The organism is Streptomyces filamentosus (assembly GCF_014654895.1).
Taxonomy (GTDB): Bacteria; Actinomycetota; Actinomycetes; order Streptomycetales; family Streptomycetaceae; genus Streptomyces; species Streptomyces filamentosus.
In genome coordinates, this window is sequence record NZ_BNBE01000001.1 from 1,976,069 (window position 1) to 1,999,828 (window position 23,760).

General features: G+C 69.9%; 21 protein-coding genes and 1 tRNA gene. 11 read left to right on the forward strand and 11 right to left on the reverse strand.

Translation table 11 applies throughout. The features are described from left to right. Positions 1-7: 7 nt before the first annotated feature. The 9 genes from IE326_RS08710 to IE326_RS08750 all read left to right on the forward strand — a co-directional run bounded on the left by IE326_RS08710 (position 8) and on the right by IE326_RS08750 (position 7,270). On the forward strand, positions 8-1,201 hold the full coding sequence (locus IE326_RS08710; protein ID WP_190041206.1) for a hypothetical protein: 1,194 nt from the start codon (positions 8-10) through the stop codon (positions 1,199-1,201). A gap of 34 nt (positions 1,202-1,235) precedes the next feature. Next, on the forward strand, positions 1,236-2,423 hold the full coding sequence (locus IE326_RS08715; protein WP_150230739.1) for a hypothetical protein: 1,188 nt from the start codon (positions 1,236-1,238) through the stop codon (positions 2,421-2,423). Positions 2,424-2,462: 39 nt separating this feature from the next. Continuing rightward, on the forward strand, positions 2,463-3,605 hold the full coding sequence (locus IE326_RS08720) for a hypothetical protein (RefSeq protein ID WP_150230736.1): 1,143 nt from the start codon (positions 2,463-2,465) through the stop codon (positions 3,603-3,605). Between the two features lie 10 nt (positions 3,606-3,615). Continuing rightward, positions 3,616-4,725 carry a hypothetical protein gene (locus tag IE326_RS08725; protein ID WP_150230734.1) on the forward strand — a complete coding sequence of 370 codons (1,110 nt, stop codon included), beginning with the start codon at positions 3,616-3,618 and terminating at the stop codon, positions 4,723-4,725. Beyond that, positions 4,725-5,360, forward strand: coding sequence for a hypothetical protein (locus IE326_RS08730; protein WP_150230732.1), 636 nt, complete (start codon positions 4,725-4,727; stop codon positions 5,358-5,360). Before IE326_RS08725 ends, IE326_RS08730 begins: the two co-directional genes overlap by 1 nt. 31 nt (positions 5,361-5,391) lie before the next feature. Continuing rightward, positions 5,392-5,790: an ATP-binding protein gene (locus IE326_RS08735; protein ID WP_170313856.1), complete on the forward strand. Its 399-nt coding sequence runs from the start codon at positions 5,392-5,394 to the stop codon at positions 5,788-5,790. Between the two features lie 77 nt (positions 5,791-5,867). Next, on the forward strand, positions 5,868-6,773 hold the full coding sequence (locus IE326_RS08740) for a peptidoglycan-binding protein (protein WP_190041207.1): 906 nt from the start codon (positions 5,868-5,870) through the stop codon (positions 6,771-6,773). Positions 6,774-6,786: 13 nt separating this feature from the next. Then, positions 6,787-7,020 (forward strand): hypothetical protein, encoded by a 234-nt coding sequence (locus IE326_RS08745; RefSeq protein WP_190041208.1) that lies wholly within the window; start codon positions 6,787-6,789, stop codon positions 7,018-7,020. Further along, complete coding sequence (locus IE326_RS08750) at positions 7,007-7,270, forward strand: hypothetical protein (RefSeq protein WP_150230724.1); 264 nt, start codon at positions 7,007-7,009, stop codon at positions 7,268-7,270. The genes IE326_RS08745 and IE326_RS08750 overlap by 14 nt, the downstream gene beginning before the upstream one ends. 62 nt (positions 7,271-7,332) lie before the next feature. Here the strand turns inward: IE326_RS08750 and IE326_RS08755 are convergent, their stop codons facing one another. The 10 genes from IE326_RS08755 to IE326_RS08800 all read right to left on the reverse strand — a co-directional run bounded on the left by IE326_RS08755 (position 7,333) and on the right by IE326_RS08800 (position 20,541). Next, positions 7,333-11,232 (reverse strand): DNA-directed RNA polymerase subunit beta', encoded by a 3,900-nt coding sequence (locus tag IE326_RS08755; RefSeq protein WP_150230722.1) that lies wholly within the window; start codon positions 11,230-11,232, stop codon positions 7,333-7,335. A 98-nt stretch (positions 11,233-11,330) separates the two neighbouring features. Beyond that, positions 11,331-14,813: a DNA-directed RNA polymerase subunit beta gene (gene rpoB / locus IE326_RS08760; protein WP_150230720.1), complete on the reverse strand. Its 3,483-nt coding sequence runs from the start codon at positions 14,811-14,813 to the stop codon at positions 11,331-11,333. A 545-nt stretch (positions 14,814-15,358) separates the two neighbouring features. After that, a complete protein-coding gene (gene rplL, locus IE326_RS08765; protein ID WP_150230718.1) occupies positions 15,359-15,745 on the reverse strand; it encodes a 50S ribosomal protein L7/L12 in 387 nt (128 codons plus the stop codon). A gap of 111 nt (positions 15,746-15,856) precedes the next feature. Next, positions 15,857-16,387, reverse strand: coding sequence for a 50S ribosomal protein L10 (gene rplJ / locus IE326_RS08770; protein ID WP_030757401.1), 531 nt, complete (start codon positions 16,385-16,387; stop codon positions 15,857-15,859). Between the two features lie 247 nt (positions 16,388-16,634). Next, positions 16,635-17,546, reverse strand: coding sequence for an SCO4651 family lipoprotein (locus IE326_RS08775; protein WP_190041209.1), 912 nt, complete (start codon positions 17,544-17,546; stop codon positions 16,635-16,637). A gap of 152 nt (positions 17,547-17,698) precedes the next feature. Further along, positions 17,699-18,427 (reverse strand): 50S ribosomal protein L1, encoded by a 729-nt coding sequence (gene rplA / locus IE326_RS08780; protein ID WP_190041210.1) that lies wholly within the window; start codon positions 18,425-18,427, stop codon positions 17,699-17,701. Positions 18,428-18,536: 109 nt separating this feature from the next. Next, on the reverse strand, positions 18,537-18,971 hold the full coding sequence (rplK, locus tag IE326_RS08785; RefSeq protein ID WP_030494213.1) for a 50S ribosomal protein L11: 435 nt from the start codon (positions 18,969-18,971) through the stop codon (positions 18,537-18,539). A gap of 185 nt (positions 18,972-19,156) precedes the next feature. Next, complete coding sequence (gene nusG, locus IE326_RS08790; RefSeq protein ID WP_190041211.1) at positions 19,157-20,032, reverse strand: transcription termination/antitermination protein NusG; 876 nt, start codon at positions 20,030-20,032, stop codon at positions 19,157-19,159. Between the two features lie 44 nt (positions 20,033-20,076). Further along, entirely contained in the window at positions 20,077-20,364 is a 288-nt protein-coding gene (gene secE, locus IE326_RS08795; protein WP_150230709.1) for a preprotein translocase subunit SecE, read from the reverse strand. Between the two features lie 104 nt (positions 20,365-20,468). After that, a tRNA-Trp gene (locus IE326_RS08800) sits at positions 20,469-20,541 on the reverse strand. A gap of 202 nt (positions 20,542-20,743) precedes the next feature. Between IE326_RS08800 and IE326_RS08805 the strand changes: the two genes are divergently transcribed. Both IE326_RS08805 and IE326_RS08810 read left to right on the forward strand, forming a co-directional pair. Next, a complete protein-coding gene (locus IE326_RS08805; RefSeq protein WP_150230707.1) occupies positions 20,744-21,970 on the forward strand; it encodes a pyridoxal phosphate-dependent aminotransferase in 1,227 nt (408 codons plus the stop codon). A 129-nt stretch (positions 21,971-22,099) separates the two neighbouring features. Beyond that, the gene (locus IE326_RS08810) at positions 22,100-23,119 is read left to right on the forward strand and encodes an adenosine deaminase (RefSeq protein ID WP_190041212.1); all 1,020 of its coding nucleotides are present in this window, start codon (positions 22,100-22,102) and stop codon (positions 23,117-23,119) included. On the opposite strand, the gene IE326_RS08815 is transcribed toward IE326_RS08810, so the two are convergent. Continuing rightward, a complete protein-coding gene (locus tag IE326_RS08815; protein WP_190041213.1) occupies positions 23,112-23,708 on the reverse strand; it encodes a TetR/AcrR family transcriptional regulator in 597 nt (198 codons plus the stop codon). The genes IE326_RS08810 and IE326_RS08815 overlap by 8 nt on opposite strands. Between the last annotated feature and the right edge of the window lie 52 nt (positions 23,709-23,760).

The following is a 23,760-nucleotide window of genomic DNA, read 5'->3' on the forward strand; positions in this document are numbered from 1 at the left end:
TGATCCCATGACCGTACGAGCCGCCTGGCTCCAGTCCTCCGGGCAGACCCGCGAGGAAACCCGACTCACCCTCGCCGCCCTCCTCACCCCCAGCGGCCAGAGCGCCGGGGAGACCCCGCTCCGCTCCCGGCCCGGCGTCCTGCCCGGCGGTCTCGTCCTCACCGGCAGCGCCCCCATGCAGGCCACCGTCGGCACCGGCCGCGCGATCGTCCAGGGCAAGGACACCGCCCAGGGGGCGTACCTCGTCGCCGTCACCGCGCCGGAGATCCTGCCCATCGAGGACGGCGACCCGCAGTACGACCGGATCGACCTGATCGAACTGGCCGTCGTCGACGACGCCTACGACCGCACCGGCACCACCGAGGCCGTCGTCCGCGTGGTCAAGGGCCTGGCGGACGCCTCCCCCGCGGTCCCGGCGAGCGGCCCCGGCAGCGTCCTCCCGCTGTACACGGTCAAGGTCCCCAAGGGGACCTCGGCCGGCACCGGCGGCATCGCCTGGGACAAGGGCGCCGTCACCACCCAGCACTGGCCGGTGGTCGCCCTCGGCGGGATCATGCCGGCCAGCGGCTACAAGGGCGCCTACCCGGGCCAGTACCGGGACACCTCCGGGCTGCTCCAGCGCTGGGACGGCACCACCTGGGTCTCGTACCCGAAGGCGATCGGCGGGATCGCGCCGGGCAGCACGGCGGACGGCGCCTACACCGGCCAGTACCGGGACGCCGGCGGCGGCCTCCAGCGCTGGGACGGCACCGCCTGGCAGTACGTCGAGGGCGCCTCCACCGTGCTGTTCGGGGCCACCCAGTGGACGACCGCCCAGCAGCAGACGCTCGCGGCCAACACCTGGACCCCGATCAGCCTGCCCACCGTCGAGGCCGACGACGCCAAGGCGTGGAACGGCCTCACCTACACCGTCCCGCGCACCGGCTGGTGGCGGCTCAACGGCCACGTCACCTACGCCAACGACGGCCAGACCGGCATGCGCGGCGCCCGGATCACCGTCAACGGCACCAACCAGCCCCGGATGACCTGGCTCGCGCCCGCGGGCAACGGCGCCGTCTGCGTCGGCGGCAGCGCCCTCATCCGGCTGGTCACCGGCGACATGCTCCAGCTCTCCGGCTACCACACCCACACCGCCGCCGTCCGCACCCTCGGCGGCTCCGGCTACGGCTGCACGCTCGCGGCCCAGTGGATCCGTTCCTGACCCCCACCGCCCCGACCCCCGACAGGAGAACCCCGTGAACCTGCGCAGCAGCTGGACCGCAGAGACCGGCCAGACCCGCGAGGACACCCGCCTCACCCAGACCGGCGTCACCACCCTCGCCAACCCCGTCCAGGTCCGCTCCGGCATCCTGCCCGGCTCCTACGACGGCCGGTACCGGCGCGCCGCCTTCTGGACCTTCGGCTCCGCCCCGATGACGGCGACCGTCTCCGAGGGCCGGGCCGTCATCCAGGGCGACATCTCCCAGGGCGCCTACCCGGTCACCCTGCCGAACTCCGAGACCCTCACCTTCGCCCCCGGCAACGCCCAGTACGGCCGCGTCGACCTGATCGTCCTGCGGATCCACGACGGCCTGTACGACGACAGCCAGCGGTACGAGGCCAGGCTGGAGATCCTCCAGGGCACCCCCGACCCCGCCCCGCAGGCCCCGCCCGTCCCGGAGCGCTGCCTCCCGCTCTACGAGGTGCTCGTCCCCGCCGGGGCCGGCGCCGGCAACGGCGGCATCCCGTGGGCCACCTCGCTCACCGACCTGCGCACCCCGGTCGTCAGCCTCGGCGGCATCCTCCCGGTCGAGGGCCAGGTCCACCCGGGCGCCTACCCGGGCCAGTACCAGGACGCCGGCGACGCCCTCCAGCGCTGGGACGGCGGGGCCTGGGTGGCGTACCCCTCGGCGACCGGCGGCATCGTCCCGGCCTCCGCGGGCAACCTGCCCGCCAGCTACACCGGCCAGTACCGGGACTCCCCCACCGGCGTGCTCCAGCGGTGGAACGGCACCGCCTGGGTCCCGGCCGTGCCCGGCCCGTACTTCGTCGACAACGGCGACCAGGGCGAGACGACCTCCAGCAGCTACGTCTCGACGCTCGTCGGTCGCACCACCAACCCGCTCCGGGTCTCCTTCGTCGCCCCGCCGTCGAAGGCGGTCGCCGTCGGCTTCGGCAGCCGCATGCGGTCCCGCGACGACGCCTACGCGTACATGGCGCTCGAACTCGCCCAGGGCACCACCGTCATCAGCGGCCCCGACGACGAGTACGGGCTCTACACCGCCAGCACCACCACGACCTCGGTCTCCGCCATGCGCCGCTTCTCCAACCTGACGCCGGGCGCGACCTACACGCTGACCGCCTACTTCCGGGTCGTCCCCACCAACCCGGTCGTCAAGGCCGTCTTCGACAACACCTACATCAAGGTCGACCCGCTGCCCTAGCCCCGCCCGCGCCACCCGCCCACCGAGAGGAGAACCCCCATGGCCATCCGCCCCGGCTGGCTGCTCCCCAGCGGCCAGACCCGACAGACGACCCGCCTCACCGCCCTCGGGGCCGGCATCCCGGTCGACCCGCTCGTCACCCGCTCCGGCATCCTGCCCGGCTCCGCCGAGGGCAAGCACCGGGTCGGCGGCCTGTCCCTGACCGGCAGCGGCCCGATGACGGCGACCGTCCACGCCGGACGGGCCCTCGTCCAGGGACGGCCCGAACAGGGCGCGTACCCCGTCGTCCTCGACGGCGACACCGTCCTCACCTTCGGCGACGGAGACCCGCTGAACCCGCGGATCGACCTCGTCGTCCTGCGCGTGTACGACGACGACTTCGACGGCCTCACCCGCCACGAGGCCGTCCTGGAGGTCCTCGCCGGCCGGCCCGAGGCAGCCCCGGCCGCCCCGGCCGTCCCGCCCGCCTCGCTCCCGCTCTTCACCGTCCGGGTCAAGGCCGGCACCTCGGCCGGCAGCGGCGGCATCGCCTGGACCGGCGGCGACCTCACCGACCTGCGCACCACGGTCACCAACGTCGGCGGCATCCTGCCCGTCTACAACAACGCCGGGGTGCCCGGCTCCTACCCCGGCCAGTACCAGGACAACGACGTCGCCCACCACCTCCAGCGCTGGAGCGGCACCGGCTGGGTCGCGTACCCCAAGGAGATCGGCGGCGTCGCCCCCCAGGGCGCGCTCACCGTCGGCGGCTACACCGGCCAGTACCGCGAGCACAACGGCGTGCTCCAGCGGTGGAACGGCACCGCCTGGACGGCCTACCAGCCGCCCGTCGAGACCGAGTCCCTCACCGCGGGCGCGGTCGCCCTCACCGGCTGGAGCGTCGTCTCCTACGACGCCCGCCGCACCCGCGGCGGCCTGTGCACCACGCAGGTCACCGTCACCCGCACCGGCGCCCAGATCGACGCCAACAGCGCCGGGAACATCAACGACGAGCCGCTGTGCACCCTGCCCAGCGGCTGGCGCCCCTCGATGTCCGTGGACGCGGTCGCCTCCGACGGCTACGCCGACGGCTCCGCGTGGCTCTCCACCAGCGGCCAGGTCACCCTGCGCACCTGGGCCTCCAACGGCGCGCTCGTCGCGGGCCGCAACATCCGCGTCAGCGCCACCTACATCCTTCCGTGAGGTCCGCCCCATGAGTCTCGACACCCCTTACCGGGCCGTCTTCTGCGACCTGGTGACCGACCAGACCCTCGACATCCTGCCGCTGCGGGACGTCTCCTTCGAGGACTACATCGGACGGGCCGGCTCGCTCTCCGGCACCGTGCCCGTCCCCGACCGCGCCATGGCCGAGCGCGCCCACAAGATCAAGCCCGGCCGGACCACCGTCTACCTGGAGCGCGGCGGCTTCCTGTGGTGGGGCGGCATCGTCTGGACCACCAACCTCCAGGGCAGCGACCGGGGCGTGGTGACCCTCGGCATCCAGGCGTCCACCTTCGACTCGTACGCCGCCCGGCGCCGCATCCGCACCGACGCGCTCAAGTTCAGCGAGGTCGAGCAGTTCCAGATCGTCCGCCGCATCTGGGAGGAGCTCGGCCCCGGCCTCGGCGCCAGCGCGATCGACCCCGGCGACGACGTGCCCTCGGCGCCGGTGCCGCGGACCGTCTCCTGGCGGATGGGCGACGAGACCGTCTACCAGGAGGCGCTCGACCAGCTGAGCGCGTACGAGGACGGGGTCGAGTACCAGGTCCTCGTCTACCACGACTCCGGCGACGGGCGCCGCGTGCGCCGCCGCCGGCTCCGCCTCGGCTCGCCCCGGATCCGCACCGGCGCCACGGACATGGTCTTCGACCGCCCCGGCAGCATCCTCAGCTACTCCCTCCCGGACGACGCCACCCGCGGCGGCACCACCTCGCTCGCCCGCGGCGCCTCCACCAACGCCAACGCCGCCGCCGAGTCCCGGCCGACCCTGTCGGAGGAGATCCCCGCCAGGGACCTGCCCGACCGCTGGCCGCAGCTGGACCTGTCCACGGACTACAACGACGTCAGCGACAAGCGCACGCTCGACACGCTCGCCGCGGCCGTCCTGAAGGAGGCGCAGGGCTCGGTGCTGATCCCCGAGATCAGCGTCCGGCTCTCCGAGGTCGTCCCCTCGGCGCTCCTCGGCCGCACCGCCCGCATCCGGATCACCGACGAATGGCATCCGACGGGCCTCGACGCCCGCTACCGGATCGTCGGCGTGAAGGTCCGGCCGGCCGAGCGGGGCCGCCCCGACACCGCCGAACTCGCCCTGGAGGAAGCCTGATGGCCCTGCTGCCCGAGAACATCGTCGACCGGCTGCTCCAGATGGAACGCCGGCTGAACGCGCTGTCCACGGCGGTCAACACCCGTCCGCCGCTGACCGAGATCACCAACGGCTCGCTCGCCCTGAAGCGGCAGGCCCGGCCGGAGGACCCGGTCACCCTCGTCGCCCAGTTCTCCACCACCGGCCCGGGCGGCTCCAAGCCCGTGCTGCGGGTCAACGACGCGTACGGCCACGAGATCGTCTCCGACGACGTCATCACCGGCGGCCTCGCCCGGCCCTGGCTGCCGATGCTGCCGCCGCAGAACATGGCCACCGCGAGCTGGCCGGCGACCACCTCCACCGCCTGGACGACCGTCGCCCAGTCGCAGAACCCGCTCTGGCAGCCCAAGCTGCGGCTGCGGCTGCTGACCCGGGTCTCCTCCGGGGCCGCCGGCCAGGTCCGGGTCCTGGTCGGCGGCGTGCCGTTCGGCCCGGCCGTCGCAGCGGGCGGGGTCTTCGACCACACCGCCGCCGTCACCACCGACATGCAGACCGACTTCGGCAAGGACCTCACCGTGGAGGTCCAGGCCCTCGTCACCAGCGCCTCCGGCACGGTCTACGCCCAGACCGTGCTGATGCACGGCCGCCAGACCTGACCCCCGCCCTCCCCCGGAAGAGGAGCCCCGCATGACCCCCGACCCCACCCAGCCCTGGGGCGTCGCCATCGACTACGCCGGCCGCGCCGCCCTCACCGAGGACGGCCACACCGTCGAACTGCGGCTGTACGACAGCACCCTCGGCGGCCCCCTGGTGCCCGACCCGATGACCGGCGAGTACCCGGCGGTGTACGTGAGCGCCCAGGTCGCCGAGAGCGGCGAGGGCGGCGCCCAGCTCCGCGGCCACGGCCTCGCCCTGGTCCAGCCCGCGGGCGGCCGCCCCGCCGTGCCCGACCCGGCGGCCGTCGTCCGGGCCGTCACCGCCGCGCTCGCCGACTTCGAGACCCGCCGGGCCTCCTTCGCCGCGCTCTGCGCCGCCTGGGCCCCCGCCCCGCCCGCCCCCGAGCCGGAGCCGGAGCCCGCCCCTTAGGCCCGCCCCGTCCCGTGTCCCGTCCCGCCCCGCGCCGCCGACGGCCGGGGTCTTCGCATGTCTGGAGGAGAACAGAGTTGGCCACTCCCCTGTCCGCGGACCGGTTCCTCGCCGCGCTCCGCGCCGAAGGCGTCACCGTCGTCGAGCACCCCGGCTGGCGCGGCCACCACCGCAACCACGCCGGTGCCTGGGGCCCCGTCGCCGGCGTCATGATCCACCACACCGTCTCCAGCGGCACCGCGTCCTCCGTCGCCCTGTGCTTCGACGGCTACGACGGCCTGCCAGGCCCGCTCTGCCACGGCGTGATCGCCAAGGACGGCACCGTCCACCTCGTCTCCGACGGCCGCGCCAACCACGCCGACGGCGGCGACCCGTCCGTCCTGCGGGCCGTCGTCACCGAGGCGTACGGCGACCGGCCGCCGGCCCCGCGCGAGCACCAGGGCAGCCCCGGCGCCGTCGACGGCAACTCCCGCTTCTACGGCTTCGAGTGCGTCAACCTCGGCGACGGCGCCGACCCCTGGCCGGCCGCCCAGCTCGACGCGATCGAACGGGTCTCCGCCGCCCTCTGCCGCGCCCACGGGTGGGGCGCCCGGTCCGTCATCGGCCACCGGGAGTGGTCCGACTGGAAGAGCGACCCGCGGGGCTTCGGCATGCCCGGGATGCGCGACCGGGTGCAGAAGCGGCTCGGCGCCGCCCCCGCCGGGAAGCCCCCGGCCGCCCGGCCCGCCCCGAAGCTCCACCCCTTCCCCGGCACCTCGTTCTTCCGGGGCGCCCCCAGCTCACCGGTGATCACCGCGATGGGCCGCCGGCTGACGGCCGAGGGCTGCGGCCGCTACCAGGTGGGCCCGGGGCCCCGCTGGTCCGAGGCCGACCGCCGGTCGTACGCCGCCTGGCAGCAGAAGCTCGGCTTCCGCGGCGCCGACGCCGACGGCTGGCCCGGCGCCGCCTCCTGGAACGCGCTGAAGGTCCCGTACACCCCGTAAGGAGTCATGACCCATGTCCGAAGCCGCGAAGCGCACGGCCCGCACCGTGCTGCAGACCGCCGTCGCCCTCGCCCTGGTCCTGCCGGCGCTCGTCGACGCCTCCGGCATCCCCGCCACCCTGCCCCGGGTCGCCGGCGCGCTCGCCGTCGCGGGCGCCCTCACCCGGGCCATGGCGGTCCCCGCCGTACAGCTCCTGCTGCCCTCGTGGCTGCGGACGGACCCGGGCGGCGCCGATGACCGAGGCTGACCCGAACGACCCGGTGGCGGTGGCGCTCGAACTGGAACGGCTCCGCGGCACCCTCGAAGCCGGCTTCGCCCGCGTCGACGGCTCGCTCGCCCTGCTCGTCCAGCGCAGCGACCAGACCGACAAGCAGCTCGCCGACCACGAGGCCCGCCTCGACGACCTGGAACGGTCCCGCTGGCCGCTCGCCTCGATCGCGGCGATGACCGCGGGCGCGGGCGTGCTCGTCGCGCTCTGGGAGCTCGCCTCCCGGTGAAACCCCGAAGGGCGGCCACCCCGTGCGCAACGGGGTGACCGCCCTTCGGTCGAGCGACTCGCCTACTGGTTGTACGGACCGTAGTCGTAGTCCTCCAGCGGAACGGCCTGGCCGGAGCCGGTGCCGAACGGCGAGTAGTCGAGGTCGTCGTAGCCGACGGACGAGTACATCGCCGCCTTGGCCTCCTCGGTCGGCTCCACCCGGATGTTGCGGTAGCGGGACAGACCCGTACCGGCCGGGATGAGCTTACCGATGATGACGTTCTCCTTGAGGCCGATGAGGCTGTCGGACTTGGCGTTGATCGCCGCGTCCGTCAGGACTCGGGTCGTCTCCTGGAAGGAGGCGGCCGACAGCCAGGACTCCGTCGCGAGCGAGGCCTTGGTGATACCCATCAGCTGCGGACGGCCGGAGGCGGGGTGACCGCCCTCGGTGACCACGCGACGGTTCTCCTGCTCGAACTTCGAGCGCTCGACCAGCTCGCCCGGGAGGAGCTCCGCGTCGCCGGACTCGATGATCGTCACGCGGCGCAGCATCTGCCGGATGATGATCTCGATGTGCTTGTCGTGGATCGACACGCCCTGCGAGTTGTAGACCTTCTGGACTTCGCCGACCAGGTGGACCTGGACCGCGCGCTGACCGAGGATCCGGAGCACGTCGTGCGGGTTGGTGGCACCCACGGTGAGCTTCTGGCCCACCTCGACGTGGTCGCCCTCGCCCACGAGCAGACGGGCACGCTTCGAGATCGGGAAGGCCGTCTCGTCGGTGCCGTCGTCCGGGGTGACGACGATCTTCTTGGTCTTCTCGGTCTCCTCGATGCGGACGCGACCGGCCGCCTCGGAGATCGGGGCGACACCCTTGGGCTGACGCGCCTCGAAGAGCTCGACGACACGCGGCAGACCCTGGGTGATGTCGTCACCGGCCACACCACCGGTGTGGAAGGTACGCATCGTCAGCTGGGTACCGGGCTCACCGATGGACTGGGCGGCGATGATGCCGACCGCCTCACCGATGTCGACCAGCTTGCCGGTGGCCAGCGAGCGGCCGTAGCAGAAGGCACAGGTGCCGACGGCGGACTCACAGGTCAGGACCGAGCGGGTCTTGACCTCCTCGACGCCCGCGTTGACCAGGGCGTCGATGAGCACGTCGCCCAGGTCGACGTTGGCCGGCGCGATGACCTTGCCGTCGACGACGACGTCCTCGGCGAGCATCCGCGCGTACACGGAGGTCTCGACGTCGTCCGTCTTCCGCAGGACACCGGACTCGTCCTTGGCCGCGATCCGCAGCTTCAGACCGCGCTCGGTGCCGCAGTCCTCCTCGCGGATGATGACGTCCTGCGAGACGTCCACCAGACGACGGGTCAGGTAACCCGAGTCGGCGGTACGCAGGGCGGTGTCGGCGAGACCCTTACGGGCACCGTGCGTCGAGATGAAGTACTCGAGGACGGTGAGGCCCTCGCGGAACGACGCCTTGATGGGACGCGGGATCGTCTCGTTCTTGGCGTTGGACACCAGACCACGCATACCGGCGATCTGACGCATCTGCATCATGTTTCCTCGGGCGCCCGAGTCCACCATCATGAAGATCGGGTTCGTCCGCGGGAAGTTCGCGTTCATCGCCTCGGCGACCTCGTTGGTCGCCTTGGTCCAGATCGCGATGAGCTCCTGAGTGCGCTCTTCCTTCGTGATGAGACCGCGCTCGTACTGCTTCTGGACCTTCTCGTCCTGCTCCTCGTAGCCCTTGACGATGGCCTTCTTGGCCTCGGGCACGACGACGTCGGAGATGGCCACGGTGACGCCCGAACGGGTCGCCCAGTGGAAGCCGGCCGCCTTCAGGTTGTCGAGCGTCGCCGCCACGATGACCTTGGGGTAGCGCTCCGCCAGGTCGTTGACGATCTCGGAGAGCTGCTTCTTGCCCACCGAGTAGTCGACGAACGGGTAGTCCTCGGGCAGCAGCTCGTTGAAGAGCGCACGGCCCAGCGTCGTCTTCAGACGGAAGCTGTCACCCTGCTGCCACTCCGGCTCGCCCTCCTCGGCGACCGGGGGGACCCAGCCGCGCGGCGGGACGGTGCCGATCGGGAAGCGGATGTCGATCTCCGACTGGAGCGCGAGCTCCCCGGCGTCGAACGCCATGATCGCCTCGGCCGTGGAGCCGAACGCGCGGCCCTCGCCCTTGGTGTCACGCAGCTCGCCGTCGGTGGTGAGGAAGAACAGACCGAGGACCATGTCCTGGGTCGGCATCGTCACCGGGCGGCCGTCGGCCGGCTTGAGGATGTTGTTCGAGGACAGCATCAGGATGCGGGCCTCGGCCTGCGCCTCCGCGGAGAGCGGCAGGTGGACGGCCATCTGGTCACCGTCGAAGTCCGCGTTGAACGCGGTGCAGACGAGCGGGTGGATCTGGATGGCCTTGCCCTCGACCAGCTGCGGCTCGAAGGCCTGGATGCCGAGGCGGTGCAGCGTGGGCGCACGGTTCAGCAGGACCGGGTGCTCGGCGATGACCTCTTCGAGGACGTCGTACACGACCGTGCGGCCGCGCTCGACCATCCGCTTGGCGCTCTTGATGTTCTGCGCGTGGTTCAGGTCGACCAGGCGCTTCATCACGAACGGCTTGAAGAGCTCCAGCGCCATGGCCTTCGGCAGACCGCACTGGTGCAGCTTGAGCTGCGGGCCGACGACGATGACGGAACGCGCCGAGTAGTCGACACGCTTGCCGAGCAGGTTCTGACGGAAACGACCCTGCTTGCCCTTGAGCATGTCGCTCAGGGACTTCAGCGGGCGGTTGCCGGGGCCCGTGACCGGGCGACCGCGACGGCCGTTGTCGAACAGCGCGTCGACGGCCTCCTGGAGCATGCGCTTCTCGTTGTTCACGATGATCTCGGGAGCACCGAGGTCGAGAAGGCGCTTCAGGCGGTTGTTGCGGTTGATCACGCGGCGGTACAGGTCGTTCAGGTCGGAGGTCGCGAAGCGGCCACCGTCGAGCTGCACCATCGGACGGAGGTCCGGCGGGATGACCGGCACGCAGTCGAGAACCATGCCCTTGGGGCTGTTCGCGGTCTGCAGGAACGCGGAGACGACCTTGAGGCGCTTGAGCGCACGGGTCTTCTTCTGGCCCTTGCCGGTGCGGATGATCTCGCGGAGCTTCTCGGCCTCCTCCTCGAGGTCGAAGGACTCCAGGCGCTTCTGCAGCGCCGCGGCACCCATCGAGCCGTCGAAGTACGTGCCGAAGCGGTCGCGCAGCTCGCGGTAGAGGAGCTCGTCGCCCTCCAGGTCCTGGACCTTGAGGTTCTTGAAGCGGGACCAGACCTCGTCCAGACGGTCGATCTCGCGCTGCGCGCGGTCGCGCAGCTGCTTCATCTCGCGCTCGGCACCCTCGCGCACCTTGCGGCGCACGTCGGCCTTGGCGCCCTCGGCCTCCAGCTCGGCCAGGTCGGACTCGAGCTTCTTGGCGCGGTTCTCCAGGTCGGAGTCGCGGCGCTGCTCGATCTGCTGGCGCTCGACGGAGACGTGGGCCTCCAGCGACGGGAGGTCGCGGGTGCGGCGCTCGTCGTCGACGAAGGTGATCATGTACGCCGCGAAGTAGATGACCTTCTCGAGGTCCTTCGGGGCGAGGTCGAGCAGGTACCCGAGGCGCGACGGGACGCCCTTGAAGTACCAGATGTGGGTGACGGGAGCGGCCAGCTCGATGTGGCCCATCCGCTCGCGGCGCACCTTGGCGCGGGTGACCTCGACGCCACACCGCTCACAGATGATGCCCTTGAAGCGGACGCGCTTGTACTTGCCGCAGTAGCACTCCCAGTCCCGGGTCGGACCGAAGATCTTCTCGCAGAAGAGTCCGTCCTTCTCGGGCTTGAGCGTGCGGTAGTTGATGGTCTCCGGCTTCTTGACCTCGCCGTGGCTCCACTGACGGATGTCGTCAGCGGTGGCCAGACCGATCCGGAGCTCGTCGAAGAAGTTGACGTCGAGCACTATGCGTCAATCCCTCTCAGGGTTGTAAGGCTGTGGGGTCTGATACGGGGGTCCTGGGGCCGGCGGGCCTTGATCGCTCAAGGCCCGCCGGACTCCCGTCAGACCTCTTCGACGCTGCTCGGCTCGCGCCGGGACAGGTCGATGCCGAGCTCCTCCGCTGCGCGGAAGACGTCCTCGTCGGTGTCGCGCATCTCGATGGACATGCCGTCCGAGGACAGCACCTCCACGTTGAGGCACAGGGACTGCATCTCCTTGATGAGCACCTTGAAGGACTCGGGGATGCCGGGCTCAGGGATGTTCTCGCCCTTGACGATGGCCTCGTAGACCTTCACGCGGCCGGTCACGTCGTCGGACTTGATCGTCAGCAGCTCCTGGAGGGCGTACGCGGCGCCGTAAGCCTCCAGCGCCCACACCTCCATCTCACCGAAGCGCTGGCCACCGAACTGGGCCTTACCACCCAGCGGCTGCTGGGTGATCATCGAGTACGGGCCGGTCGACCGGGCGTGCAGCTTGTCGTCGACCAGGTGGTGGAGCTTGAGGATGTACATGTACCCGACGGAGATCGGGTCCGGGAACGGCTCGCCGGAGCGGCCGTCGAACAGCCTCGCCTTGCCGGTCGGGAGCACCATGCGCTCGCCGTCGCGGTTCGGGATGGTGTGCTGGAGCAGGCCGGCCAGCTCGTCCTCGCGGGCACCGTCGAAGACCGGGGTGGCGACGTTGGTGCCGGGGGCGACCTGGTCGGCGCCGATGGCCTGGAGGCGCTGCGCCCACTCGTCCGCGAGGCCGGAGACGTCCCAGCCGCGGCTGGCGAGCCAGCCGAGGTGGATCTCCAGGACCTGTCCCGGGTTCATTCGGGACGGGACACCCAGCGGGTTGAGGATGATGTCGACCGGGGTGCCGTCCTCGAGGAAGGGCATGTCCTCGATCGGGAGGATCTTGGAGATGACACCCTTGTTGCCGTGGCGGCCGGCGAGCTTGTCACCGTCGGTGATCTTGCGCTTCTGGGCGACGTAGACGCGGACCAGCTGGTTCACGCCCGGGGGAAGCTCGTCGCCCTCCTCGCGGTCGAAGACGCGGACACCGATGATCTTGCCGGTCTCGCCGTGCGGGACCTTCAGCGAGGTGTCGCGGACCTCACGGGCCTTCTCGCCGAAGATCGCGCGGAGCAGGCGCTCCTCGGGGGTCAGCTCGGTCTCGCCCTTGGGCGTGACCTTGCCGACGAGGATGTCGCCGGCGACGACCTCGGCACCGATGCGGATGATGCCGCGCTCGTCGAGGTCCGCGAGGACCTCCTCGGAGACGTTCGGGATGTCCCGGGTGATCTCCTCGGGGCCGAGCTTGGTGTCACGGGCGTCGACCTCGTGCTCCTCGATGTGGATCGAGGAGAGGACGTCGTCCTGCACGAGGCGCTGCGACAGGATGATCGCGTCCTCGTAGTTGTGGCCCTCCCACGGCATGAACGCCACGAGCAGGTTCTTGCCGAGCGCCATCTCGCCGTCTTCGGTGGCGGGGCCGTCGGCGAGGACCTGGCCCTCGATCACGTGGTCGCCCTCGGAGACGACGACCTTCTGGTTGACCGAGGTGCCCTGGTTCGAGCGGGAGAACTTGTGCAGGCGGTACGTGTTGTACGTGCCGTCGTCGTTGGCGACCGTGACGTAGTCGGCCGACAGCTCCTGGACGACACCGGCCTTGTCGGCCTTGAGGACGTCACCGGCGTCGGTGGCACAGCGGTACTCCATGCCGGTGCCGACGAGCGGGGCCTCCGCCTTGATGAGCGGGACGGCCTGGCGCATCATGTTCGCGCCCATGAGGGCGCGGTTGGCGTCGTCGTGCTCGAGGAAGGGGATCATGGCGGTCGCGACCGACACCATCTGGCGCGGCGAGACGTCCATGTAGTCCACGTCCGCCGGCTCGACGTAGTCGACCTCGCCGCCACGCTTGCGGACGAGGACGCGCGGCTCGGTGAACTGCATGTCGTCGTTGAGCGCGGCGTTGGCCTGCGCGATGACGAAGCGGTCCTCCTCGTCGGCGGTGACGTAGTCGACCTCGTCGGTGACCCGGCCGTCGACGACCTTGCGGTACGGCGTCTCGATGAAGCCGAACGCGTTGACGCGGCCGTACGAGGCGAGCGAACCGATCAGACCGATGTTCGGGCCTTCGGGGGTCTCGATCGGGCACATGCGTCCGTAGTGGGACGGGTGCACGTCTCGGACCTCGAAGCCGGCCCGCTCACGGGAGAGACCACCGGGGCCCAGCGCGGACAGACGACGCTTGTGCGTCAGACCCGAGAGCGGGTTGTTCTGGTCCATGAACTGGGACAGCTGGCTGGTGCCGAAGAACTCCTTGATGGAGGCGACGACCGGCCGGATGTTGATCAGGGTCTGGGGCGTGATCGCCTCGACGTCCTGGGTGGTCATGCGCTCGCGGACGACGCGCTCCATACGAGCCAGACCCGTGCGGACCTGGTTCTGGATGAGCTCGCCGACGTTGCGCAGACGACGGTTGCCGAAGTGGTCGATGTCGTCGGTCTCGACGACGATCTCGTTGCCGTTCTCGCCGATCGTCTCGGTCTCGCCCGCGTGGAGCTTCACGAGGTACTTGATCGTGGCGATGATGTCGTCGGTGGTGAGCACACCGGCGTCCAGCGGCTCGTCGGCGCCGAGCTTCTTGTTCACCTTGTAGCGGCCGACCTTCGCGAGGTCGTAGCGCTTCGGGTTGAAGTAGAGGTTCTCGAGCAGCGTCTGAGCGGCCTCGCGGGTCGGCGGCTCGCCCGGACGGAGCTTGCGGTAGATGTCGAGCAGCGCGTCGTCCTGGCCCTGGGTGTGGTCCTTCTCCAGGGTGGCGCGCATGGACTCGTACTCGCCGAACTCCTGGAGGATCTGCTCGGTGGTCCAGCCGAGGGCCTTGAGGAGGACGGTGACGGACTGCTTGCGCTTGCGGTCGATGCGGACACCGACGAGGTCGCGCTTGTCGATCTCCATCTCCAGCCAGGCACCCCGGGACGGGATGATCTTGGCGGAGAAGATGTCCTTGTCGGACGTCTTGTCGATGGAGGAGTCGAAGTAGACGCCCGGCGAGCGGACGAGCTGCGAGACGACGACACGCTCGGTGCCGTTGATGACGAAGGTGCCCTTGTTCGTCATGAGCGGGAAGTCGCCCATGAAGACCGTCTGGGACTTGATCTCGCCGGTCTCGTTGTTGGTGAACTCGGCGGTGACGAAGAGCGGGGCGCCGTACGTGAAGTCACGGTCCTTGCACTCGTCGATGGAGTTCTTCGGGGGCTCGAAGCGGTGGTCGCGGAAGGTCAGCGACATCGACCCGGAGAAGTCCTCGATCGGGGAGATCTCCTCGAAGATCTCCTCCAGACCCGACTTCGTGGGGACGTCCTGTCCCGACTCGAGGGCGGCCTCGACGCGAGCCTTCCAGGCGGCGTTGCCGAGCAGCCAGTCGAAGCTCTCGGTCTGGAGCGCGAGGAGGTTCGGAACCTCGAGGGGCTCCTTGATCTTTGCAAAGGAGATGCGCAGCGGGGCGGTGCTGGCGCCGTTGTTCGTGTTGTTCGAGGCGTTGCGCGAGGCGGCCAAGAGGGGGTCCTTCCGAGGGCTCGGACTCACTACGCGCGTACCGGTCCCCAGCAACGCTTCACGGCAGACGTTTCCTGAAGTGGCCAAAAGACCAGGTCAGATAGGGTCGGTCCACGAAGCTGATGCGAAGGTATGCCCCTGGTGACGGGCAGGGGGCAGCTAACAGGCAGCGCAAAGGGACAGTGTAGCCACTTGGCCCACTGATGTCCAGGGCGACTTCTTCGCGACCCTCGTTGCTCTCAACTCCGCGGTACTCGCGCCGTGCGGCGCACCTCGATACTGCCCGTTCGGCCATCGATCCATGCCTCGGAAACGGATCGATATGACGGCCGTCCTGAGAATTGCGCGCGGCGTGCCGTTCGTCAAGGCCCCCGCCTGCGAGCGGCGCACGGCGAAGATCACCATACTCCGCTTCCGGAGGCCGGGGGGACCGCCGCCACGCGGGTCCCGAGCACGCCGAAAGGCGACCACCCAGATGGATGATCGCCTTTCGGTGCCTCCGCGTTACACGGGGGCGAGAGTCAGCTCAGCGAGCCGAAACGGCCTTACTTGACCGTGACGGAGGCGCCGGCGGCCTTGAGGGACTCGGCAGCCTTCTCGGCGGCCTCCTTCGCGACCTTCTCGAGGACCGGCTTCGGGGTGCCGTCGACGAGGTCCTTGGCCTCCTTGAGGCCCAGGGAGGTGAGCTCGCGCACGACCTTGATGACCTGGATCTTCTTGTCGCCGGCACCCTCGAGGATGACGTCGAACTCGTCCTGCTCCTCGGCGGCACCGGCAGCGTCGCCACCACCGGCGGCGGGGGCGGCAACGGCGACGGCCGCGGCGGCGGTGACGTCGAACTTCTCCTCGAAGGCCTTCACGAACTCGGAGAGCTCGATGAGGGTCATCTCCTCGAACTGGGCGAGGAGGTCGTCCTGAGAGAGCTTCGCCATGATGGGCGATCCTTCCACTAATTCGGCAGGTGCCGATGTGTCTGTAGAGGCGGGCGTAACGGCCCGCTACGACCCGCGCGCTAGGCGGCGCGGATCAATGCGCGAGCCGAATTACTCGGCACCGCCCTGCTCGGCCTGCTTGGCACGGAGCGCGTCCACGGTGCGGACGAGCTTCGACGGCAGAGCCTGGAAGAGCTGAGCAGCCTGAGACTGCTTGCCCTTGAAGGCGCCGGCCAGCTTGCTGAGCAGAACCTCGCGGGACTCGAGGTCCGCAAGCTTCTTGATGTCGTCGGCGGAGAGAGCCTTACCGTCAAGGACACCGGCCTTGATGATGAGGTTCGGGTTCTCCTTGGCGAAGTCACGCAGGGCCTTCGCCGACTCCACCGGGTCACCGGTGACGAAGGCGACCGCGGTCGGACCAGCGAAGTGCTCGTCCAGTGCGGTGATCCCGGCCTCGTTGGCCGCAATCTTGGTCAGCGTGTTCTTCACCACGGCGTACTGGGCGTTCTCACCGAGCGAGCGGCGCAGCGTCTTGAGCTGCGCGACGGTGAGACCCCGGTACTCGGTCAGCACGGCGGCGTTGGAGCTCTGGAACGCGTCCTTGAGCTCGGCCACCGATGCAGCCTTGTTGGGCGTCGGCATAGTGCGTTCGCCTCCTTCCGGGTGATGAGGACCGCTCAGAAGGGGCTGAACAAACAAAACGCCCCGGCGCAGGCGCACGGGGCGTAGCTCGACCGGGCGAGAACGTCCGGGAACTTTCCACAGTCACCTGCGCGGGTCGTCCGTCGTCAACGGATCCTTCGGCCACCGCACCCGGTAAGGGCACAGCAACGACCAGCGGTCTTTGGCTTCTGTGGAAGAGTACGTGATGGCCTGGGCCAGGGGCAAATCAGCCTTCGGCGCCCGCTTCGGACAGGCCCTTCATCATCTCCATGAAGTCCACGGTCTCCCCGGCCGGCGGGGCCTGGACGGCGGCCTTGGAGCCGTAGTCCGAGTAGAAGGCGGTCAGCTTCATCGCGCCCTGGGGCATCTTCATGTCGACGATCATCTTGGCCGGGAAGCCGTTCCCGTCGACCCAGACCTCGGTGTCGTAGCCCTTCACGCCGGTCTTCTCGATGCTCGCGGTGAAGGCCTTGCGCTGCTCCGCCGTCATGCCGGGGAACGACTTCTCGTTCTTGAGCACCTCGTCCATGGAGACGGAGCCCTTGTAGTGCTCGGTGTCGACGCCCTCGACCTTCTCCGGGCCGACGTGCTTGATGCCCGGGGACTCCAGGAGGATCGCGAGCTGCTGCGCGGGGTCCTGGTTGGTGCCGCTCATGCCCTGGGTCAGCTGCTGGAGGGAGGCGTCGCCGGACTCCTCCGCGAGCCCCGCCAGGTCCATCTTCATCCAGCGCTTGCCGTCCATCTGCGCGGCCTGCTTGGCGCCCATGTCCATGTACATGACCTGGTCCAGCATGACCATGCGCATCTCCGAGGGCCCGCCGGCGGCCTCCGCCGCGGCGAAGGCGCCGCCGGACATGGTGACGTCCATGACGGTCGGGTCCCAGCCCTGCACGCCCGTCATGGTGGTGGTCCCGGCGCCGATGCCGGCGCCCGCGCCCTCCACCTCCATCGTCATCCTGAACTTCGCGGACTTCGCGGCGGAGGTCTTCTCGTAGGCCGCCGTGAGGGCCTGGGTGACGTCCCCGACGCCGTCGGCGGCCTTGCCGCCCGCCGCCTTGTCACCGCAGCCGGAGAGGCCCGCGGCGAGGGCCACGGCGGTGAGCGCGACGCCCGCGCGCTTACGGGTCGACTTGTTCATAGGTGTTCCCCACCCTCTGCTCTTCGTCTTTGCGATCCCTTGAACCGTATCGGACGGCCACGACAGCGAGGACGCGAAAAAAGCCGCCCCCCGTTCCTCCGGAGAGGAACGGGGGGCGGCTTCGGGACTGACTGCTACCGAGCCGGAAGGGCTCAGACCGCGGCCGGGTCCTCCTCGACGAGGAGGTTGCGGGTGCGGTTGCCGTCAACCGGGATGCCGGGGCCCATCGTGGTGCTGATGGCGGCCTTCTTGATGTAGCGGCCCTTGGCGGCGGACGGCTTCAGACGGAGGATCTCCTCCAGGGCCGCGCCGTAGTTCTCCACCAGCTGCGCGTCCTCGAACGAGGTCTTGCCGATGATGAAGTGCAGGTTCGAGTGCTTGTCGACGCGGAACTCGATCTTGCCGCCCTTGATGTCGTTGACAGCCTTGGCGACATCGGGGGTGACGGTGCCGGTCTTCGGGTTCGGCATGAGACCACGCGGACCGAGCACGCGGCCGAGGCGGCCGACCTTGCCCATGAGGTCCGGGGTGGCCACGACGGCGTCGAACTCGTTCAGGCGCTGGCCCTTGGCGATCTCGTCGATCAGCTCGTCGGAACCGACGATGTCGGCGCCCGCGGCGACCGCGGCCTCGGCACGCTCACCGGTCGCGAAGACCAGGACCCGGGCGGTCTTGCCGGTGCCGTGCGGGAGGTTCACGGTGCCACGGACCATCTGGTCGGCCTTGCGCGGGTCGACACCCAGGCGGAAGGCGACCTCGACGGTGCCGTCGAACTTCGTGGTGGAGGTCTCCTTGGCGAGACGGACGGCCTCGAGGGGAGCGTAGAGCTTCTCCCGGTCGATCTTGGCGTCCGCAGCGCGGAGGGACTTGCTGCGCTTCACTTCTGCTCCTGGTTGCGTTTTCACCATGCGGCTGTCGCCGCGTGGCGGGTGTGGAGTCGTGGTGCGGACCAGCGCTTGGCCCTACCACTGAGGTCACGAGGGGGGGTGATCAGCCCTCGACCGTGATGCCCATGGAACGGGCGGTGCCGGCGATGATCTTCGACGCGGCGTCCAGGTCGTTCGCGTTGAGGTCGGGCATCTTGGTGGTGGCGATCTCGCGGACCTGCGCCTCGGTGATCTTGGCGACCTTGGTCTTGTGCGGCTCGCCGGAGCCCTTCTCCACGCCCGCGGCCTTGAGGATCATCTTGGCGGCCGGCGGGGTCTTGGTGATGAAGGTGAAGGAACGGTCTTCGTAGACCGTGATCTCCACCGGGATCACCCAGCCACGCTGCGACTCGGTCGCGGCGTTGTAGGCCTTGCAGAACTCCATGATGTTGACGCCGTGCTGGCCGAGCGCGGGGCCGACCGGCGGGGCCGGGTTGGCCGCACCGGCGTTGATCTGGAGCTTGATGAGCCCCGTGACCTTCTTCTTCTTGGGAGGCATTGCTCTCTCCGGGTCCTAGTGAGAGTTTTCAGCCGATCCATCCGGTCATCCGGATGGAGGCATACCGCACAACGATAACGGGTATGGTCGTGCGTCCAAAAACCGAGCAGGTCAGAGGGGCTGTGACAGCCCCTCTGACCTGTTCGGAAACTCGGTGACGATCTAGCGAACGACCGGGGAGTCGGTCAGTTCTTCTGGATCTGGTCGAAGCTGAGCTCGACCGGGGTCTCGCGGCCGAAGATCTCGACGAGGCCCTTGACCTTCTTCGAGTCCGGGTTGATCTCGTTGATCGTGGCCTGGAGGGTGGCGAAGGGGCCGTCGGTGACGGTGACCGAGTCGCCGACCTCGAAGTCGAGGACCTGGACCTCCAGCTTGCGGGCCGGAGCCGGCTTGCCCTCGGCCTCGGCGGCCTCGCGGGCAGCCTTCTCCTCGGCCTCGGGGGCGAGCATCTTGACGATCTCGTCCAGGGTCAGCGGGTACGGGTCGTAGGCGTTGCCCACGAAGCCGGTGACGCCGGGGGTGTTGCGGACGACGCCCCAGGACTCGTTCGTCAGGTCCATGCGGACGAGGACGTAGCCGGGGAGCTTGTTCTGCTTGACGTTCTTCCGCTCGCCGCCCTTGATCTGGACGATCTCTTCCTCGGGCACCTCGGCCTGGTAGATGAAGTCCTCGACGTTGAGCGAGACGGCGCGCTGCTCCAGGTTGGCCTTCACGCGCTTCTCGTAGCCCGCGTAGGTGTGGATGACGTACCACTCGCCGGGCAGGGTGCGCAGTTCCTCGCGGAGGGCGGCGACGGGGTCGACCGGGGCGGCCGGCTCGGCCTCCTCCTCGGTCTCCTCGGCCTCGGCGTCGGTCTCCTCGGCCTCGTCCTCACCGGCCTCGACGTCCTCGTCGTCCGAGAGCTCGGACTCGTCGTCCTCGTCCTCGACGACGGCGTCCTCGTCCGCCGCGGCGTCCGCAGCCTCCGCCTGGTCCTCGTCCTCGTCGGCGGCCTCGACGATGTCCAGCTCGTCCTCGACGGACTCGGACTCGAAGGCGTCGTTCAGGTTCGCGTCAGACACGGTGGCTGCTTCTTCCTGCGATACAGATGGGGTGGAACAAAAAGTCAGCCGAAGACGTACTTGACTGCTTCCTGGAAGCCATAGTCAATCACGGTGACCAGGCCGATCATCACGACCACGAAGACGATCACGACAGTGGTGTACGAGGTGAGCTGGCTGCGCGTGGGCCAGACGACCTTGCGGAGCTCCGCGATGATCTGCCGGTAGAAGAGGGCGAGACGGCCCAGGGGGCCCTTCTTCCCGCGCTTGCCGCCCTTGCGGCCCTTCTTCTTCGACTCGGTCGAAGCGTCTTCGGCATCAGGCATGTCGATGGAGCCAACGGCGTCCGTCACGATCTCTCACCTGATTCCGGGTCGTGGCCGTGCCGCGCCCGGGTGGAGCCGCACGACAATGCAATGAAGACGTACATGCGCACACAACCTGGCGGTGTGTGTAGCAGGGCCGGAGGGACTTGAACCCCCAACCGCCGGTTTTGGAGACCGGTGCTCTACCAATTGAGCTACGACCCTTCGTGGCGTCCCCAACCTACCTCATCGGTGATGCGGTCGGTGCGGGCCAACGAGGAGTGAGTGTACGTGACCTTGGGGCCTCCCGTCGAACACGAACCGTGCCGACCTGCCCGCGGACCGCTCCGCGACCGGTATCGACCGCTCCTGTCCGCTCCCTGAAACCTGTGTGCCGAGCCGGGAAACGGTCTGGGACGATGGCCGCATGAGCGCTGCCACCCCTCCCACCGAGCGTCGGGTCTCCGCCCGGATCGGTGCGATCTCCGAGTCCGCCACCCTCGCCGTCGACGCCAAGGCCAAGGCCCTCAAGGCCGCCGGCCGCCCGGTGATCGGTTTCGGTGCGGGAGAGCCCGACTTCCCGACCCCGGACTACATCGTCGACGCGGCCGTCGAGGCCTGCAAGAACCCCAAGTTCCACCGCTACACCCCGGCCGGCGGCCTGCCCGAGCTGAAGGCCGCGATCGCCGCCAAGACGCTCCGCGACTCCGGCTACGAGGTCGACGCCTCCCAGGTCCTGGTGACCAACGGCGGCAAGCAGGCGATCTACGAGGCGTTCGCCGCGATCCTCGACCCGGGCGACGAGGTCATCGTCCCGGCTCCGTACTGGACCACCTACCCGGAGTCGATCCGCCTCGCCGGCGGCGTCCCGGTGGAGGTCGTGGCGGACGAGACCACCGGCTACCGGGTCTCCGTGGAGCAGCTGGAGGCGGCCCGCACCGAGCGGACCAAGGTCGTCCTCTTCGTCTCCCCCTCGAACCCGACCGGCGCCGTCTACAGCGAGGCCGACGCCGAGGCGATCGGCCGCTGGGCCGTCGAGCACGGCCTGTGGGTCCTCACGGACGAGATCTACGAGCACCTGGTCTACGGCGACGCGAAGTTCACCTCGCTGCCGGCGATCGTGCCCGAGCTGCGCGACAAGTGCATCGTCGTGAACGGCGTCGCGAAGACGTACGCGATGACCGGCTGGCGCGTCGGGTGGATCGTGGGCCCGAAGGACGTGGTGAAGGCCGCGACGAACCTCCAGTCGCACGCCACCTCGAACGTCTCCAACGTGGCGCAGGTCGCCGCGCTGGCCGCCGTCTCCGGGAACCTGGACGCGGTCGCCGAGATGCGCACCGCCTTCGACCGCCGCCGCCAGACGATCGTGCGGATGCTCAACGAGATCGAGGGCGTCTACTGCCCGACCCCCGAGGGCGCGTTCTACGCGTACCCGTCGGTGAAGGGGCTGCTCGGCAAGGAGATCCGCGGCAAGCGCCCGCAGAGCTCCGTCGAGCTGGCCGCGCTGATCCTGGACGAGGCCGAGGTCGCGGTCGTCCCGGGCGAGGCCTTCGGCACGCCGGGCTACCTGCGCCTGTCGTACGCGCTGGGCGACGAGGACCTGGTGGAGGGCGTGTCCCGGATCCAGAAGCTGCTGGCCGAGGCCCGCGACTGATCCCTCCGCGTCCCTTCGCGCAAGAACGGGCCCCGGTTCCGAGGAACCGGGGCCCGTTCTTGCGTTCGGGCGGGTATCGATCGGGGAATCGCCGTGCATACCGCCATTCGGGTAAGGCAGGATCGGGCGATGGAGCACCCCCGCGATCTCACCCTGTTGCCCAAGGCCCATCTGCACCTGCACTTCACCGGTTCGATGCGGCCCTCGACCCTCCTCGAACTGGCCGACAAGTACGGGGTGCACCTGCCGGACGCGCTGAAGGGCGGGACGCCTCCGCAGCTGCGGGCGACCGACGAGCGCGGCTGGTTCCGCTTCCAGCGGCTGTACGACATCGCCCGCTCCTGCCTGCGCGCCCCGGAGGACATCCGGCGGCTGGTGCGGGAGGCGGCGCAGGAGGACGTGCGGGACGGTTCCGGGTGGCTGGAGATCCAGGTCGACCCCACCTCGTACGCGCCGCACCTGGGCGGTCTGATCCCGGCCCTGGAGATCATCCTGGACGCGGTGGACGCGGCCTCCCGGGAGACCGGGCTCGGGATGCGCGTCCTGGTCGCGGCGAACCGCATGAAGCACCCGCTGGAGGCCCGCACGCTGGCCCGGCTCGCCGTGCGGTACGCGGAGCGGGGCGTGGTGGGCTTCGGGCTCTCCAACGACGAGCGCCGGGGCATGGCCCGCGACTTCGACCGGGCCTTCGCGATCGCCCGCGAGGGCGGTCTCCTGGCGGCCCCGCACGGCGGCGAGCTGACCGGCCCCTCCTCGGTCCGGGACTGCCTGGACGACCTGCGGGCGGCCCGCGTGGGGCACGGCGTGCGGGCGGCGGAGGACGAGCGGCTGCTGCGGAAGCTCGCCGAGCGGGGCGTGATCTGCGAGGTGTGCCCCGCGTCGAACGTGGCCCTGGGCGTCTACGAGAAGCACGAGGACGTCCCCCTGCGCACCCTGTTCGAGGCGGGCGTCCCGATGGCCCTGGGCGCCGACGACCCCCTCCTCTTCGGCTCCCGCCTCGCCGCCCAGTACGAGATCGCCCGCCGCCACCACGGCTTCACGGACGCGGAACTGGCGGAGCTGGCCCGGCAGTCGGTCAGGGGCTCCGCGGCCCCGGAGGGCGTACGGGCGAAGCTGCTGTCCGGGATCGACGACTGGCTGGCTAGCTGAGGCCCCTCATCAGGGTGCGGGCGATCGCCTCCGCGAAGGCGTCCGGCGACTGCGGGGGCTCCCCCTCCGGGGTCGTCCCGTAGGCGAAGGCCCGCTGGACGCAGGCGCCGAGGAGGAGGGCGGCGGCGGCCCGCGGGTCGGCGTCGGGGCCGATGCGGCCGCGGTGCTGCTCGGCCGCGAGGTAGGCGGTGAGGCCCTCGATGGGCTTGTGCGGCCCGGCGTCCAGTTCCCGCATGCCGGCGTCGTGGCGCGCCTTGAGCCGGGGTTCGGCGTACAGCGAGGCGGCGATCGGGAAGGTCTGCTCGTAGAAGAGGGCGGCCCGGCGGGCGATCTCGGTGAGGTTCTCCTCGACGGTGCGGTCGCCGGGGTCGTCGGCGAGCGTCTCCAGGAGGCCGCCGAGCCGCGGGAGCCGTTCCGTGAGGACGGTGAGGAAGAGCTGTTCCTTGCTGTCGAAGTGCTTGTAGAGCGCGGCCTCCGAGCAGCCCGCCGCCCTGGCGATCTCCTTGGTGGTGGTGCGGGCGAGGCCCAGGGTGCCCATGAGGTCACGCGCGGCGTCGACGATCCGGGCCCGGGTCGGCTTCTGTTCCATGCACCCTCCACACAGGCTTGACGTGTGAGTGAGTATCCACCCACCCTGGGGT

Coding starts and splice junctions, on each gene's coding strand:
- IE326_RS08750 (WP_150230724.1), top strand. CDS start 7,007: ATGACCGAGGCTGACCCGAACGACCCGGTGGCGGTGGCGCTCGAACTG.
- IE326_RS08735 (WP_170313856.1), top strand. CDS start 5,392: ATGACCCCCGACCCCACCCAGCCCTGGGGCGTCGCCATCGACTACGCC.
- IE326_RS08730 (WP_150230732.1), top strand. CDS start 4,725: ATGGCCCTGCTGCCCGAGAACATCGTCGACCGGCTGCTCCAGATGGAA.
- IE326_RS08805 (WP_150230707.1), top strand. CDS start 20,744: ATGAGCGCTGCCACCCCTCCCACCGAGCGTCGGGTCTCCGCCCGGATC.
- IE326_RS08775 (WP_190041209.1), bottom strand. CDS start 17,546: ATGAACAAGTCGACCCGTAAGCGCGCGGGCGTCGCGCTCACCGCCGTG.
- IE326_RS08725 (WP_150230734.1), top strand. CDS start 3,616: ATGAGTCTCGACACCCCTTACCGGGCCGTCTTCTGCGACCTGGTGACC.
- rplJ (WP_030757401.1), bottom strand. CDS start 16,387: ATGCCGACGCCCAACAAGGCTGCATCGGTGGCCGAGCTCAAGGACGCG.
- IE326_RS08720 (WP_150230736.1), top strand. CDS start 2,463: ATGGCCATCCGCCCCGGCTGGCTGCTCCCCAGCGGCCAGACCCGACAG.
- IE326_RS08745 (WP_190041208.1), top strand. CDS start 6,787: ATGTCCGAAGCCGCGAAGCGCACGGCCCGCACCGTGCTGCAGACCGCC.
- IE326_RS08810 (WP_190041212.1), top strand. CDS start 22,100: ATGGAGCACCCCCGCGATCTCACCCTGTTGCCCAAGGCCCATCTGCAC.
- rplK (WP_030494213.1), bottom strand. CDS start 18,971: ATGCCTCCCAAGAAGAAGAAGGTCACGGGGCTCATCAAGCTCCAGATC.
- IE326_RS08710 (WP_190041206.1), top strand. CDS start 8: ATGACCGTACGAGCCGCCTGGCTCCAGTCCTCCGGGCAGACCCGCGAG.
- rplL (WP_150230718.1), bottom strand. CDS start 15,745: ATGGCGAAGCTCTCTCAGGACGACCTCCTCGCCCAGTTCGAGGAGATG.
- IE326_RS08815 (WP_190041213.1), bottom strand. CDS start 23,708: ATGGAACAGAAGCCGACCCGGGCCCGGATCGTCGACGCCGCGCGTGAC.